General features: G+C 68.6%; 12 protein-coding genes and 1 riboswitch. Of the genes, 3 read left to right on the plus strand and 9 right to left on the minus strand.

Going from position 1 to position 14,293, the window contains the following annotated elements:
* Positions 1–2 precede the first annotated feature (2 nt).
* The 4 genes from IE075_RS08510 to IE075_RS08525 form a co-directional block, all read right to left on the minus strand.
* A complete protein-coding gene (locus tag IE075_RS08510; RefSeq protein ID WP_189455393.1) occupies positions 3–794 on the minus strand; it encodes an adenosylcobinamide-GDP ribazoletransferase in 792 nt (263 codons plus the stop codon).
* Positions 794–1,441 carry a nicotinate-nucleotide--dimethylbenzimidazole phosphoribosyltransferase gene (locus IE075_RS08515; RefSeq protein ID WP_189455395.1) on the minus strand — a complete coding sequence of 216 codons (648 nt, stop codon included), beginning with the start codon at positions 1,439–1,441 and terminating at the stop codon, positions 794–796. Before IE075_RS08515 ends, IE075_RS08510 begins: the two co-directional genes overlap by 1 nt.
* A 189-nt stretch (positions 1,442–1,630) precedes the next feature.
* A riboswitch (cobalamin riboswitch) is annotated at positions 1,631–1,861 on the minus strand.
* 69 nt (positions 1,862–1,930) lie between these two features.
* Complete coding sequence (locus tag IE075_RS08520) at positions 1,931–2,293, minus strand: TfoX/Sxy family protein (RefSeq protein WP_189455396.1); 363 nt, start codon at positions 2,291–2,293, stop codon at positions 1,931–1,933.
* Entirely contained in the window at positions 2,290–2,775 is a 486-nt protein-coding gene (locus tag IE075_RS08525; RefSeq protein WP_189455398.1) for a GAF domain-containing protein, read from the minus strand. The genes IE075_RS08520 and IE075_RS08525 overlap by 4 nt, the downstream gene beginning before the upstream one ends.
* Positions 2,776–2,872: 97 nt before the next feature.
* Between IE075_RS08525 and bioD the strand changes: the two genes are divergently transcribed.
* The 3 genes from bioD to IE075_RS08540 all read left to right on the plus strand — a co-directional run bounded on the left by bioD (position 2,873) and on the right by IE075_RS08540 (position 7,997).
* On the plus strand, positions 2,873–3,541 hold the full coding sequence (bioD, locus tag IE075_RS08530; protein WP_189455400.1) for a dethiobiotin synthase: 669 nt from the start codon (positions 2,873–2,875) through the stop codon (positions 3,539–3,541).
* Between the two features lie 109 nt (positions 3,542–3,650).
* Positions 3,651–4,826 carry an efflux RND transporter periplasmic adaptor subunit gene (locus tag IE075_RS08535; RefSeq protein ID WP_189455403.1) on the plus strand — a complete coding sequence of 392 codons (1,176 nt, stop codon included), beginning with the start codon at positions 3,651–3,653 and terminating at the stop codon, positions 4,824–4,826.
* 120 nt (positions 4,827–4,946) lie between these two features.
* Positions 4,947–7,997: an efflux RND transporter permease subunit gene (locus IE075_RS08540; RefSeq protein ID WP_189455405.1), complete on the plus strand. Its 3,051-nt coding sequence runs from the start codon at positions 4,947–4,949 to the stop codon at positions 7,995–7,997.
* A gap of 116 nt (positions 7,998–8,113) precedes the next feature.
* Here the strand turns inward: IE075_RS08540 and IE075_RS08545 are convergent, their stop codons facing one another.
* The 5 genes from IE075_RS08545 to IE075_RS08565 form a co-directional block, all read right to left on the minus strand.
* Complete coding sequence (locus tag IE075_RS08545) at positions 8,114–8,551, minus strand: phasin family protein (RefSeq protein ID WP_189455407.1); 438 nt, start codon at positions 8,549–8,551, stop codon at positions 8,114–8,116.
* Between the two features lie 163 nt (positions 8,552–8,714).
* Entirely contained in the window at positions 8,715–9,086 is a 372-nt protein-coding gene (gene queD, locus IE075_RS08550) for a 6-carboxytetrahydropterin synthase QueD (RefSeq protein WP_189455409.1), read from the minus strand.
* Between the two features lies 1 nt (position 9,087).
* Complete coding sequence (prpF, locus tag IE075_RS08555; protein ID WP_189455411.1) at positions 9,088–10,284, minus strand: 2-methylaconitate cis-trans isomerase PrpF; 1,197 nt, start codon at positions 10,282–10,284, stop codon at positions 9,088–9,090.
* The gene (gene acnD, locus IE075_RS08560; RefSeq protein WP_189455413.1) at positions 10,281–12,899 is read right to left on the minus strand and encodes a Fe/S-dependent 2-methylisocitrate dehydratase AcnD; all 2,619 of its coding nucleotides are present in this window, start codon (positions 12,897–12,899) and stop codon (positions 10,281–10,283) included. The genes prpF and acnD overlap by 4 nt, the downstream gene beginning before the upstream one ends.
* 746 nt (positions 12,900–13,645) lie before the next feature.
* Positions 13,646–14,014 carry a hypothetical protein gene (locus tag IE075_RS08565; RefSeq protein WP_189455415.1) on the minus strand — a complete coding sequence of 123 codons (369 nt, stop codon included), beginning with the start codon at positions 14,012–14,014 and terminating at the stop codon, positions 13,646–13,648.
* Between the last annotated feature and the right edge of the window lie 279 nt (positions 14,015–14,293).

The raw sequence follows: 14,293 nt of genomic DNA on the forward strand, positions 1-14,293 counted from the left end.
CGTCAGAAACCGGCGCGCAACGCGGCGATCCACGCGAGCGCGAACGCGATCTCCGCGAGCTGCTGCGTCGCGCCGAGCCCATCGCCGGTGTAACCGCCCAGACGTCGGTGCAGCCAGCGTCGACACAGCGCATGCACGAGCGCGACCGCGCCCAGCGCCACCGCAAGTGACGGCGCAAGCCGCGGCTGCCATGCGATCACGCCGACCAGCGGCAGCAGGCCAATGAGGCCGGTCACGATCGCCTGGCCAGTGCCCATCGGCTGTGCGACGGGCTTGGCCTTTGCATCGACGTCGAGCCGCACGTACGGCAGGCCGGCCATGAGCAGCGCCGCTGCGGCGCGCGACACCGCATGTCCGACGACCAGCAGCACCATCGCCTCAGGCAGGCGCAGTGCCACGAGCGCCTGCCAGCGCACGAGCAGCGCAAGCACGAGCGCGGCCGCGCCGTAGGTGCCGATGCGCGAATCGCGCATGATCTCGAGCGCGCGCTCGCGCGGGACGTGCCCGCCGAGCGCATCGAACGTATCGGCCAGCCCGTCCTCGTGGAACGCGCCCGTGATCGCGAGTGACGCCGCCAGCGCGAGCGCCGTGGCGAGCGGCCACGGCAGCGCGATCGCAGCCGCGAACAGCACGAGCGCGGTCAGTGCTCCGACGACGAGCCCGACCACCGGGAAATAACGCACTGCCTGCGACAGCCAGCGTGTCTCGAAGTGCCGCAGCGCGGGCACCGGCAGCCGCGTGAAGTACTGCAGCGCCACAATTACAAGGCGCGCCTCGTGCGTGAGCGCGCGCATCAGCTCGCGCTCCGTCCGCTCACGCCCGCACTGTCGAAGGTCGCCATGCCGTTGAGCATTGCACAGGCGGCGCGCAGCAATGGCACCGCGGGCGCCGCGGCGCTGCCTTCGCCCAGGCGCAGGCCGAGGTTGAACAGCGGCTGCGCACCAAGCGTCTGCAGCCAGCGCGCGTGCGGCGCCTCGGCCGACACACGCGCGAACACGCCGTAGCCTTGCAGCGCCGGCTCGATCGCGACCGTGGCTGCATACGCTGCGGTGGCGATGAAACCGTCGACGATGAACACGCGGCGTGTCGCAGCGGCGCCGAGCATCGCCCCGGCCATCATCGAGACTTCAACGCCGCCCACGTCGCGCAATGCGGCACGGGCGCGCGAGGCCGCATCTCCAATCGCGTGCAGGCCATGACGCGCAACCGCAGCGGCGATGACGTCGCGCTTGCGCTCCACCGTAGCGGCATCCGCGCCCGTGCCGCGGCTGCACTCGGCTGCGTCGGCGCCGGTGAGTGCGTGCATCAGTGCGGCCGCGCAGGTGCTGTTGCCGATGCCCATCTCGGCAAACGAGAACGCATCGGCGTCGAGCGGTTGTAGAACGTGACGGTCTCGTGGCTGGTGCCGAACACGTTCACGGCTCGTGCCTGCAGGCGCCATCCGGCGTACGCGGTCGGGGCGGACGCGGGCAGCGCGGCCGCACAGGCGGCGGCGAGGGTGGGCAGTCGGAACGACACCGGTACTTCTCCAGCGCGGATGCGGCGGTGCAGGAGGTCGCGCAGGAGGACACAGGCTGCAGCACCGGCGCACGAAGGCACCGATCCGCCGCCGCAATGCCCTCCGCATCGCACCCCCTCATGCATCGAGGCCGGTCTCCGGGCTCGCGAGCGGTGCGTCGACACGCCGGCCGCGACGCCTTCCCATGGCCTGCGTGCGCCGGGGCCACAGTGGCGGTTGTCGCGGCTTGGCTCGCTTACCGTTGCGGGGGCAGCGCCGGTCTGGTCGCGCGTGCGACGTCACCGGCTTCCGTTTCAGACCCGTTCGCGACGCGCCGGGGTCACCTCAAGCGCGCGCAGTCTACGCGAGCGCCTGCGGGGCGCAATTGCGCAATCGGCACGAGGGCATGGCGCGCCGTGAGACGGACGGCCGTCAGTCGAACAACCGATCCAGGTCCGACGGCAGGTCGGACGCGCCCTCGTCCTCATGCATCGTCGTCGTCACCGGGCCCGCGGCCGGCTTGTGGCGCGGCGGCGGCAGCTGCGCGATCGCGGCCTCGGCTTCGGCGACGAGCTGTTCGCGGCGGGATTCGGGCACTTCCTGCCAGTGGCAACCCAGCAGCGCGCCTTCGAGCGAATACAGCAGGTTCAACGTCGGCTTGAAGCCCGCGCGCTTGATGCGCATGAACGCTTCCACCGTGCCGACCTCGGCGATGTCTTCGGCGGTGTGCAGGCCGACCTGGCGCAGCCACGCGGCCGACTTCGGGCCGATGTTGCGCATCTTCTGCACGCTCATCGCAGCGACTCCACGAACGCGCGAGCGATCGCTTCCAGCCCGCGTTGATCGTCGGCATCGAAGCGATCGAGCTCGGGGCTGTCGAGGTCGAACACGCCGATCAGGCTGCCGTCGTCCGCAACCAGCGGCACCACGACTTCGGAGTTCGACGCCGAGTCACACGCAATATGGCCCGGGAACGCATGCACGTCCGCGATGCGCTGCGTCTCGCGCGTGCTCGCCGCGGCGCCGCACACGCCCTTGTCGAGCGGGATGCGCACGCAGGCGGGCAGGCCCTGGAACGGGCCCACGACCAGCTCGGTGCCGTCGAAGAAGTAAAAGCCGACCCAGTTCAGCGCGGGCAGCGCGTGGTAGACGAGGGCGGACAGGTTGGCGGCGTTCGCGACGCGGTCGCGTTCGCCGGTGAGCAGCGCGCGCGCCTGTTCGAGAAGCTGCGCGTACTGTTCCGGCTTGTCGCCGGCAAGGGTCGAGGCGGTGAACATCGTTCGAGTGTAGCAGCGGCCCGCAGGGCGCTTACGATGCGCAGCCCGAGCCGCGGCACAGCGCACATCGCCCGGCCTCCACCGCAGGGATTTCGCCATGAACCGCATCTTCGTCACAGGCACCGACACCGGCGCCGGCAAGTCGATCGCGAGCGCTGCGCTGCTGCACGCGCTGCGTGCGAAGGGCCTGCGTGCGGTCGGCATGAAGCCGGTCGCGAGCGGCTGCATTCCCACGCCCGACGGCTGGCGCAATGACGATGCGCTTTCGCTGCGCGACGCCAGCGATCCGGTGCCGGCCTACGACGACATCAACCCGTTCGCGCTGCCCGAACCGCTCGCGCCCGAGCTCGCCGCGGCGGATGCGGGCGTCGAGATCGGGCTGGATCCGATCCTCGCCGCATACGCGCGGCTCGCGGCGCAGGCCGACGCGGTCGTCGTCGAAGGCGTCGGCGGTTGGGCCGCGCCGCTGACGGCCACGCTCGACCAGGTCGATCTCGTGCGCGCGCTCGACCTGCCGGTCGTGCTCGTCGTTGGCCTGCGGCTGGGCTGCATCAACCATGCGAGGCTCACTGCGCGGGCGATCGAGGCCGATGGCGCCCGGCTCATTGGCTGGATCGCAAGCGAGGTCGACCCGGACATGGCCCGCGTGGACGACAACTTCCGCATCCTGCAGGCTCGCCTGGCCGCGCCGTGTTGGGGGCGTCTGCCGCATCGCGTGCCGCCCGATGCGGCGGCGCTCGCCGCCGGGCTGCGGGTGCCGGACTGACCCATCGACGCACATGGAACGCTGCGGTGCCGAACACGACTTCCGGCACGGGCGGTGGGCCCCCGGTTAGTCGCTAAACTGGTCAGTACAGAATTAGCGAGGCTTGCCCATGCGCCGTTCCGCGCTTTACTCCGGGCTGTTGATCGCCGCCGTCGTCGCGCTCGCGGCCTGCGGCGGAGGCGAAGACGCTGCGGCCGGTGGGCCCGGCGGCGGGCCGGGCGGCCCGCCCGGTGAGATGAAGTTGCCGGTCGAGACCGCGACGATCACGCCGCGTCCGCTCGAAGGTGGCCTCCAGACGGTCGGCAGCCTCCGCGCCGACGAGTCGGTGGTCGTGCGGCCCGAGGTCGCGGGGCGTATCGATCGCATCCACTTCACCGAAGGCGGCCGCGTCACCGCGGGCCAGCCGCTGTTTACGCTCGACGGCAGCCTGGCGCGCGCCAGCCTCAACGAGGCGCAGGCGAACCTCGAGAACAGCCGCCGCGCCGCCGCGAGGGCGACCGAGCTTTCCAGCTCGCAGCTCATCGCACGGTCCGACCTCGACCGCGCCCGCGCCGCGCTCGGCGTCGATCAGGCGCGTGCTGCATCAGCGCGCACCGCGCTTGAGAAAATGACGCTGCGCGCGCCGTTCTCCGGGCAGGTCGGCCTGCGCGAGGTCAGCGTCGGCGAGGTCGTCAATGCGGGACAGGACCTCGTCACGCTCGTGCGGCTCGATCCGATCGAAGTCGATTTCGCGGTGCCCGAGGCGGCGCTGCCAAAGCTGCAGAACGGGCAGGCCGTGCGCATCGTCGTCGACGCGTTCCCGGGCGACACGTTCACCGGCAAGGTCGTCGCGATCGATCCGGTGATCGACCCGAACAGCCGCAGCGCCCGCCTGCGCGCGCAGATCCCGAACCCGGACCACCGGCTGCGCCCGGGGCAATTCGCCAAGCTCAAGCTCGACACCGGCAGTGGCAACGCGACCGCGCTGCTCGTGCCCGAGCAGGCGCTCATGCAGGACGGCGATACACGCTTTCTCTACACGGTCGTCGACGGCAAGGCCAAGCGCATGACGGTCAAGACCGGCACGCGCACGCCGGGCTTCGTCGAGATCACGGAAGGGCTCAAGCCCGGTGATGTCGTGATCACCGCCGGGCAGGCCAAGCCGATGATGCGCGAGGGTATGCCGGTGATGCCGCTGCCGCCGGCAGGCGCTGGGCCGGCACCGGCCGGCAATCCCGCGCCGGCGCAGCCGGCTCCGGCCGCCGACGCGACGCCGGCCTCGAACGCGAAGCCCACCTCGTCCTGATGCCCGCCCCGGGCTGCGGCCCGGGCCGCGCGGTGACGGGCGAGCCCGTCATCACGCGCACACCTTTCCGGCGCAATGCGCCGCGTCCGCGCAGGACGCACCCGAAGCAGCGAGGCCTCCATGGTCCTGTCCGACATCTCGATCCGCCGCCCGGTCTTCGCCTGGGTGCTCAACATCATCGTCGTGCTCGTCGGCATCGTGGCCTACGACCGCCTCGCGGTCCGGTTGATCCCGAACGTCGACACGCCGGTGGTGACCGTCAACACGAGCTACCCGGGCGCGAGCGCGCAGGTCATCGAGTCGCAGATCACGCAGCCGATCGAGGAAGCGCTCTCCGGCGTCGAGGGCATCGAGTACATCTCGTCGGTGAGCCGCGAGCAGTCCAGCCAGGTCTCGATCCGCTTCCGCCTCGATCGTGATCCCGATGCCGCCGCGTCCGACGTGCGCGACCGCGTCGGCCAGGCGCGCGACTTCCTGCCCGAAGAAGCGAACGAGCCCATCGTGCAGAAGCAGGAGGCCGATGCGCAGCCGATCATCTGGATGGCGTTTACCTCCGACCGCCACAGCAAGCCCGAGCTCGCCGACCTTGCCGACCGCCTCGTCAAGGACCGCGTGCAGACGATCCCCGGCGTCGCGCAGGCGCAGGTCATGGGCACGCGCTTCGCGATGCGCGTGTGGTTGCAGCCGCAGCGCCTAGCCGGCTTCGGCCTCACGCCGCTCGACGTCGAGAACGCGCTGCGCGCGCAGAACGTCGAGATCCCGGCCGGCCGCGTGGAGAGCAGCGCGCGCGAGTTCACCGTGCTCAGCGAAACCGACCTGCGCACGCCCGAGCAGTTCAGCGACGTGATCATCGGCCAGTCGAACGGCTATCTCGTTCGCCTGCGTGACGTCGCGAATGTCGAGCTTGGCGCGCAGGAGGACCGCTTCCGCGCGCGCTTCAACGGTCGCGATGCGGTGCCGCTCGGTGTCGTGAAGCAGGCCGTCGCGAATCCGCTCGAAATCAGCGAGTCGCTGCACGCGATGATCCCCGAGATCCAGCGCACGCTGCCGGAGGGCGTGCAGGTGCAGATCGCGTACGACTCGACGGTGTTCATCGAAAAGTCGATCGAGGAGGTCTACCGCACGATCGCCGAAGCCGTCGCGCTCGTTGTGCTCGTGATCTTCCTGTTCCTGCGCAGCTGGCGCGCCGTGCTGATCCCGCTGATCACGATCCCCGTGTCGCTGATCGGCGCGTTCGCGCTGATGTACGCGTTCGGATTCACGATCAACACGCTGACGCTCCTGGCGATGGTGCTCGCGATCGGCCTCGTCGTCGACGACGCGATCGTGATGCTCGAGAACATCTACCGCCACGTCGAAGAGGGCATGCCGCCGTACGAAGCCGCACTCAAGGGCAGTAAGGAGATTGGCTTTGCGATCATCGCGATGACACTGACGCTCGTGGCCGTCTATCTGCCCCTCGCATTCTCGACCGGTCGCACCGGCCGGCTGTTCATCGAGTTCGCGCTGACACTCGCGGGTGCGGTGCTCGTGTCGGGTTTCACCGCGCTGACGCTGTCGCCGATGATGTCCTCGCGCCTGCTCAAGACCAACGAGAAGCACGGGCGCTTCTACCTGGCCGGCGAGCGCGTGCTGCGCTCGCTGGATCGCGGCTATCGTGGCGTGCTCGAGCGCGCGCTGCGCTGGCGCTGGGCCGTGGTCGCGGCCGGCATCGCGGTGTTCATCGGCGCAGGCGTGCTGTGGACGATGCTGCCGAAGGAACTCGCGCCGCAAGAGGACCAGGGCCTTGTGATCGGCTTCGGCATCGCGCCCGAGGGCTCGACCGTCGAGTACACCGACCGGTACGCGCGGCAGATGGAGAACATCTTCTCGAAGACGCCGCACGTCGACCGCTACTTCCAGATCGTCGGTTTTCCGTCGATCACGTCGACGATTGGTTTTGTCGGCCTGCAGGATTGGGAGCAGCGCGACATGAAGTCGTCCGACGTGCAGGGGATGCTGTTCCCGCAGTTCATGGGCATCCCGGGGATCATGGCGTTCCCGACGCTGCCACCCGCGCTCGGTCAGGAAGGCTTTGGCCAGCCAGTGAGCTTCGTCGTGCAGACCACGGGCTCGTGGGAAGAGCTCGGCGCCATCGTGCAGAAGATGATGGCGAAGATGCAGGAAAACCCGAACCTCACCAACCCCGACACCGACCTCAAGCTCGACAAGCCGCAGCTCAAGATCGACGTGAACCGCGACAAGGTGGCGTCGGTCGGCAGCAACGTGGCCACCGTGGGCCGCACGCTCGAGACGATGCTCGGCGGGCGAAACGTCACGCGTTTCAAGATGGGCAGCGAGCAGTACGACGTGATCGTGCAGGTCGAGGACGCCGACCGCCGCACGCCGGGCGATCTGTCGAACATCTACGTGCGCGGCGGCGACGGGCAGATGGTGCAGCTCTCCAACCTCGTCAACGTGCGGGAGACCGTCGCGGCGAAGGAGCTCAACCACTTCAACAAGCTGCGTTCGGCGACGATCAGCGCCGGTCTCGCGCCGGGCTACTCGATGGGGCAGGCGCTGACGTGGATGGAAAGCACGCTCGACGAGGTTGCGCCCGACGCACAGTACGACCTGTCGGGCCAGAGCCGTGAATTCCGCGAGTCGTCGAGCGACTTCGGGATGATCCTCGCGCTCGCGCTGGTGTTCATCTTCCTCGTGCTCGCCGCCCAGTTCGAAAGCTGGATCGACCCGATCGTGATTCTGCTGTCGGTGCCGCTCGCCGCGTTCGGTGCGTTCCTGCTGCTCAAGCTCACCGGCGGCAGCTGGAACATCTACTCGCAGATCGGCATCGTCACCCTGATCGGCCTGATCGCGAAGCACGGCATCCTCATCGTCGAGTTCGCGAACCAGCTGCAGGAACAGGGCCGCACGAAGCTGCAGGCGGTGGTCGACGCGGCCGCGATGCGCCTGCGCCCGATCCTCATGACGACCGGTGCGATGGTGCTCGGCGCCGTGCCGCTCGCGATTGCGACCGGTGCGGGCGCCGAAGCGCGCAACCAGATCGGCTGGGTCATCGTCGGCGGCATGGCGATCGGCACGTTCTTTACGCTGTTCGTCGTGCCGGTGGTCTACCTGCTGATCGCGCGCAACCGGCAGTCGCCGGCGCATCAGGGCACGACCGCGCACTGACGCCGCGGGCCGCCGCGGCGGCCTTGCACCGGCGTATCCCACGAATCGCAGGCAATAAAAAACCCGGTTGCCGAAGCAACCGGGTTTCGAAGCATCCGCGCAGATGCGCGGGAAGCTTACTTAGCCTTCGTAGCGGCCTGCGCCTGCTCGGTCGCCTTCGCGACGTTCGCCTTGAACTCGGCTTCGGCGCGCTGGGCGACGTCACCGGCGTTGCGCGTGGCGGCTTCCAGCTGGCCCTTCGTGATTTCGCCGATCTGCTCGTTCGCCTTGATCTGGCGGCCGAGGACTTCCTGACCGGTGGTCACGGCGGTCTCGAGGTTCTCGCGGGCAACCTGCATGCCCTTCGGGAACAGCGACTTCACTGCGTCGAAATCACGCGCGCCGGACGCTTCGTTGAAGAACTCGAACGTGGCGTTGACGCGGTTGCCGATCGCGTTCAGCTGCAGGCCGAACACGGCCTCTGCATTCTGGATCGCGATGCGGTTGATCTGGGCTGCCGTGTCCGCGAACTGGCGCGTAGCGGCGACGAACTGTTCGTTGAACTGCTGGTACATGGCGGCTCCTCCGTCGACCCGGCGGAATGCCAGGTTGTGCGTTGCAGCATAAGCCGCCTTTTGGTGCATTGCAACAAAATGTGCCGATTCTGCGGATTGACCCACAAAAGCGATTCAGATCAGTCGCTTGCGTCAAGGTTGCGTGAAGACTGCGGCCTCTTTTTCAGGCGGCAGGACCCCGGTACCGGGACCCGGCGGTGCAGGTCTCGTGCACGACCACCTCATTGAGCAGCGGAAGCGTCGGCTTGAGTTGCTCCCAGATCCAGACCGACAAACGTTCGCTGGTCGGGTTCTCCAAGCCCTCGATGTCGTTGAGGTAGTGGTGGTCGAGACGGTCGTAGATCGGCTGGAAAGCGCGCTTCACGTCTGCGAAATCCATGACCCAGCCGGTGTGCTCGCCGAGCTCGCCGCGCAGGTGCAACTCGATCCGGAACGAATGCCCGTGCAGGCGCGCGCACTTGTGGCCCTCGGGCACGTTCGGCAGCCGATGCGCAGACTCGATCGTGAACACCTTGAAGATGTCGACGGCGCTCATCTCAGTGCCCCTGCATCGCATCGGCCGGCACGCGCACCTGGCCTTCCATGAGCACGCGGGCACTGCGGCTCATGATCGCCTTCGTCACCGTCCACTGCCCACCGACCTGCCGGGCCTCTGCACCGACGCGCAACGTGCCCGACGGATGGCCGAACACCACTTCCGTGCGCTCGCCGCCGCCGGCCGCTTCGCTGACGAGCGTGCCGGGGATCGCCGCGGCCGTCGCGATCGCGACCGAGGCCGTGCCCATCATCGCGTGGTGCAGCTTGCCCATCGACAGCGCGCGCACGAGCAGGTCGACATCGCCTGCGCCGAGCGCCTTGCCGCTGGAGGTGACGTGCTCGACCGGCGGCGCCACCAACGCGACCTTCGGCGTGTGCTGGCGCTTCGCAGCTTCTGTCACATCGCCGATCAGGCCCATGCGCACGGCGCCCGCCGCGCGGATTGCTTCGAATTTCGCGAGCGCCGCCTTGTCTTCGTTGATCGCGCCCTGCAGCTCGGCGCCGGTGTAGCCGAGGTCGGCCGCGCGCAGGAAGATCGTCGGGATGCCGGCGTTGATCATCGTGGCATCGAACGTCCCGACACCCGGCACGTCGAGCGTGTCCACAAGGTTGCCGGTCGGGAACATCGAACCGCCGCCTTCGCCGTCGTCGGACGGGTCGATGAATTCGAGCTGGATTTCAGCGGCCGGGAACGTCACGCCGTCGAGTTCGAAGTCGCCGGTTTCCTGCACCTCGCCGTTCGTCACCGGCACGTGCGAAACGATCGTCTTGCCGATGTTCGCCTGCCAGATGCGCACGGTGCAGCTGCCGCTGTCCGGCACCCGGCCCGCATCGATGAGGTCGTGCGCGATCGCGAACGGGCCCACTGCCGACGACAGGTTGCCGCAGTTGCCGCTCCAGTCGACGAACGCGGTGTCGATTGACACCTGCCCGTAGAGGTAGTCGACGTCGTGATCGGGCTTGCTGGACTTCGAGATGATCACGCACTTGCTCGTGCTCGACGTCGCGCCGCCCATGCCGTCCGTGTGCTTGCCGTACGGGTCGGGCGAGCCGATCACGCGCATCAGCAGCGCATCGCGCGCCGGGCCCGGCACGCGCGCTGCTTCGGGCAGGTCGTCCAGCTGAAAGAACACGCCCTTGCTCGTGCCGCCGCGCATGTAAACGGCGGGAATGCGCAGTTGCGGTGCGTGGTTCATGCCGCCGCCTTCTTGTTCGACTCGAGGAAGTCCTGCGCGAAGCGCTGCAGCACGCCCCCTGCCTCGTAGATCGAGACCTCCTCGCCGGTGTCGAGGCGGCAGGTCACCGGGACCTCGATGCGCTCGCCGCTGCGGCGGTGGATCACGAGTGTGAGCATCGCGCCCGGCGCGCGCTCACCGAGCACGTCGTAGGTTTCCGTGCCGTTGATCGCGAGCGTGTGGCGGTTCGTGCCCGGCTGGAACTCGAGCGGCAGCACGCCCATGCCGATGAGGTTCGTGCGGTGGATGCGCTCGAAGCCCTCGGCGACGATGACCTCGACGCCCGCAAGCCGCACGCCCTTGGCGGCCCAGTCGCGCGAACTGCCTTGGCCGTAGTCGGCGCCTGCGATGATGATCAGCGGCTGCTTGCGTTCCATGTAGGTCTCGATCGCCTCCCACATGCGCATGACCTGGCCCTCGGGCTCGAGGCGCGCCAGCGAACCCTGGCGCACCTTGCCGGTCTCGTCTCGCACCATCTCGTTGAAGAGCTTGGGGTTCGCAAACGTCGCCCGCTGCGCGGTGAGGTGATCGCCGCGGTGCGTTGCGTATGAATTGAAGTCCTCTTCCGGTACGCCCATCTTCGCGAGGTACGCGCCTGCGGCGGAGTCGAGCATGATCGCGTTCGACGGCGAGAGGTGGTCGGTCGTGATGTTGTCGCCGAGCACCGCGAGCGGACGCAGCCCACGCAGCGCGCGCTCGCCCGCGAGCGCCCCTTCCCAGTACGGTGGCCGGCGGATATACGTGCTCATCGGGCGCCAGTCGTAAAGCGGGCTCGCCTTTTCGCCGTGCTCGACGCGCACGTTGAACATCGGCGTGTAGATCTTGCGGAACTGCTCGGGCTTCACCGAGGCCTTGAGCACCGCGTCGATTTCCTCATCGGAGGGCCACAGGTCCTTGAGCGTGATCGCGTCGCCCTGCGCGTCGAGGCCCAGCGCATCCTTCTCGATGTCGAAGCGGATCGTGCCCGCAATCGCATACGCGACCACGAGCGGCGGCGAGGCGAGGAACGCCTGCTTCGCATACGGGTGGATGCGGCCGTCGAAGTTGCGGTTGCCGCTGAGCACGGCCACGGCGTACAGATCGCGCTCGACGATTGCCTGCTGGATGACCGGGTCGAGCGCACCGCTCATGCCGTTGCAGGTCGTGCATGCGAACCCGACGATGCCGAAGCCGAGTTGTTCGAGCTCAGTCGTGAGCCCGGCCTCGTCGAGGTACAGCTGCACCGCCTTCGAGCCCGGCGCGAGCGAGGTCTTGACCCACGGCTTGCGCACGAGGCCGGCGCGGTTCGCGTTGCGGGCGAGCAGGGCGGCGGCAATCACGTTGCGCGGATTGCTCGTGTTCGTGCAGCTCGTGATCGCGGCGATGATCACCGCACCGTCGGGCAGCAGGCCCTGCGCTTCCTGTTCACGCGCGAGCGTGAGGTCGCCGGCGATGCCGCGGGCGAGGAGCTCGCTCGTGGCCACGCGCGCATGCGGGTTCGACGGCCCGGCCATCGTGCGCACCACGCTCGACAGGTCGAACGTGAGCGTGCGCTCGTACTGCGCGGTGACGAGCGCATCGGCCCACAGCCCGGCGGTCTTCGCATATGTCTCGACGAGCGCGATCTGCTCGTCGGTGCGGCCGGTCAGGCGCAGGTAGTCGAGCGTGTTGTCGTCGATGAAGAACATCGCCGCCGTCGCGCCGTACTCGGGCGCCATGTTCGAGATCGTCGCGCGGTCGCCGAGCGTGAGCGCGGCCGCGCCTTCGCCGCGGAACTCGAGATACGCGCCGACGACCCTCTGCTGGCGCAGGAATTCGGTCAGCGACAGCACGATGTCGGTCGCGGTGATGCCCGGCTGTGGCTTGCCCGTGAGTTCGACCGCGACGATATCGGGCAGCCGCATCCACGACGCGCGGCCGAGCATGACGCTCTCCGCCTCGAGCCCGCCGACGCCGATCGCGATCACGCCGAGCGCATCGACGTGCGGCGTGTGGCTGTCGGTGCCGACGCAGGTGTCGGGGAACGCGACGCCGTCCTGCACGTAGATCACCGGGCTCATTTTCTCCAGGTTGATCTGATGCATGATCCCGTTGCCCGGCGGGATTACGTCGACGTTCTCGAACGCGTGCTTCGTCCACTCGATGAAGTGGAACCGGTCCTCGTTGCGCCGGTCCTCGATTGCGCGGTTCTTGGTGAACGCGTCCGGATCGAAGCCGCCGCACTCGACGGCGAGCGAGTGGTCGACGATGAGCTGCACCGGCACGACCGGATTCACGGCCGCCGGGTCACCGCCCTGCTCGGCGATCGCATCGCGCAGGCCGGCCAGATCCACGAGCGCGGTCTGGCCGAGGATGTCGTGGCAGACCACGCGCGCAGGGAACCATGGGAAGTCGAGGTCGCGGCGGCGCTCGATGAGCTGGATCAGGTAATCGCGCAGCTTCACGGGCTCGGCGCGGCGAACGAGATTTTCGGCGTGCACGCGCGCGGTGTAGGGCAGCGTGTCCCAGGCGCCCGGCCGAATTGCGTCCACGGCGGCGCGCGCGTCGAAGTAGTCGAGCGAGGTACCCGGCAGGGGCTTGCGGTGGTTGGAGTTCATGGCAGCTCGGGTCAGGAAGAAGGGCCGCAACCGGGCGGGTCGCCGGCGGCATCGGTGCAAGTTGCAGGGGCGTCGGCCGCGACCGGGCCGGGCAGGCGACGGAGCGGCGGGTGACCGGCGATTTTACCTGCTGGGTCCCCACCGCGGCCTGAGCCGGCGCCGGGCTGCCCAATCGGGCGCGCTGGCAACCTGGCGCGCGCGAATCCGGCCTCGCCGCGCTCCGGGTCGGCCGTCGCGCCGAGCGGGTGTCTAGCCGGTTCAGGGTGGCCCGGGGCCTCTACGGTCGCGCCAGAACTTTTCTTGTGGTCGAGCTTTCAGCGTCGCGACATGCGCGGCGCCGACGGTATCGACGCGGCTAGGCCGGGTTCCGGCGCGCCGAATCCTGCGGCGCGCCCGTGCTGTCCACGCTGCAGCATTCCACTGTTCCGTATGGTCGCCGCAGGTCAGCCGCACATCGGATACGAGTCCTGCGGCCTGTGCCATGGGTCTATTTCGATGCCGGTGAGTTCCGCGACTTTTCCGACGAAACGCCGCAGGAAAAGCTCAGCGAGCAGATGCGCCGCGTGCGAGCGTTCGTCACTGCGGGGTAGAGGCGCAGCATTTGTAGACGTCTGCCTTCCCGCGGCGGCCATGTCCCCTCGGGCAGCGCCTCAATGCACTGGCGTCTATGAGGCGCCCAGGGGGGGCTTGCAGCGAGCTGCTGGGGTGCTCAGGGAAAAGGATCGGTGCTCCCACGCGCCAGCGGACTAGCCTCTCGTGCCCGGCTGCCCGAATCTGACGTGGAACCCGGCCGTGCCGCGGGTGGTGAACATCATGCGGACTTCGTAGTTGTCCTCATCCAGTTTCATCACTCGAGTCGACATCGAAGGCATCGGCAAGCGATTGGGCGAATGCAGCTCGCCGGACCAACGGCTGACCCAGTCCGCATCTGGCGCGCGAATCGAGCCTACGCACACGTTCGTCGCGCACCCGAAGCGGTCTAGCCGGGCTGGCGCATTAACGGCGCGGAGTGCGTCTTCGATCTCCATGCGGTAAGCCTCTTCGAGCTCGACCCCTTGTGCGCCGCCCTCGACGCGCAGGCTTGCAACTTCGCGGTCGAAATCCTTCGAGTCCATTAACTCGGCCACCCCGTCGTTGAGTAGCCCGTCAGTAAAGAATCGTGCCTCTGACGGGCCGTAGTCATGTGGCGCCGGCGCTCCCGAGCTCTGGTCTGTGGCAGACGGAGCGGTTACGGGCGTGGCCGCCAGGACTTCACGTGCTGCGGCCGGTAGAGGAGCCCGGGTGAATTGCGCCGGCGCCTCGCCTCCAGACACATGGCGGGACCTCGCCGGCGCCGCTGATCCGAACGGAGTTGCCGCCGCGGGGGCGGCTGCGCCGGACGGCGCCGGAGCATT

This window comes from Cognatilysobacter bugurensis (assembly GCF_014652095.1).
Taxonomy (GTDB): domain Bacteria; phylum Pseudomonadota; class Gammaproteobacteria; order Xanthomonadales; family Xanthomonadaceae; genus Cognatilysobacter; species Cognatilysobacter bugurensis.

What these genes read in the sequence shown, in the direction of transcription:
- IE075_RS08545 (WP_189455407.1), bottom strand. Translation starts at nt 8,551, where the DNA reads ATGTACCAGCAGTTCAACGAACAGTTCGTCGCCGCTACGCGCCAGTTC.
- acnD (WP_189455413.1), bottom strand. Translation starts at nt 12,899, where the DNA reads ATGAACTCCAACCACCGCAAGCCCCTGCCGGGTACCTCGCTCGACTAC.
- prpF (WP_189455411.1), bottom strand. Translation starts at nt 10,284, where the DNA reads ATGAACCACGCACCGCAACTGCGCATTCCCGCCGTTTACATGCGCGGC.
- IE075_RS08525 (WP_189455398.1), bottom strand. Translation starts at nt 2,775, where the DNA reads ATGTTCACCGCCTCGACCCTTGCCGGCGACAAGCCGGAACAGTACGCG.
- IE075_RS08520 (WP_189455396.1), bottom strand. Translation starts at nt 2,293, where the DNA reads ATGAGCGTGCAGAAGATGCGCAACATCGGCCCGAAGTCGGCCGCGTGG.
- IE075_RS08515 (WP_189455395.1), bottom strand. Translation starts at nt 1,441, where the DNA reads ATGGCGCCTGCAGGCACGAGCCGTGAACGTGTTCGGCACCAGCCACGA.
- IE075_RS08510 (WP_189455393.1), bottom strand. Translation starts at nt 794, where the DNA reads ATGCGCGCGCTCACGCACGAGGCGCGCCTTGTAATTGTGGCGCTGCAG.
- IE075_RS08565 (WP_189455415.1), bottom strand. Translation starts at nt 14,014, where the DNA reads ATGGACTCGAAGGATTTCGACCGCGAAGTTGCAAGCCTGCGCGTCGAG.
- IE075_RS08540 (WP_189455405.1), top strand. Translation starts at nt 4,947, where the DNA reads ATGGTCCTGTCCGACATCTCGATCCGCCGCCCGGTCTTCGCCTGGGTG.
- IE075_RS08535 (WP_189455403.1), top strand. Translation starts at nt 3,651, where the DNA reads ATGCGCCGTTCCGCGCTTTACTCCGGGCTGTTGATCGCCGCCGTCGTC.
- bioD (WP_189455400.1), top strand. Translation starts at nt 2,873, where the DNA reads ATGAACCGCATCTTCGTCACAGGCACCGACACCGGCGCCGGCAAGTCG.
- queD (WP_189455409.1), bottom strand. Translation starts at nt 9,086, where the DNA reads ATGAGCGCCGTCGACATCTTCAAGGTGTTCACGATCGAGTCTGCGCAT.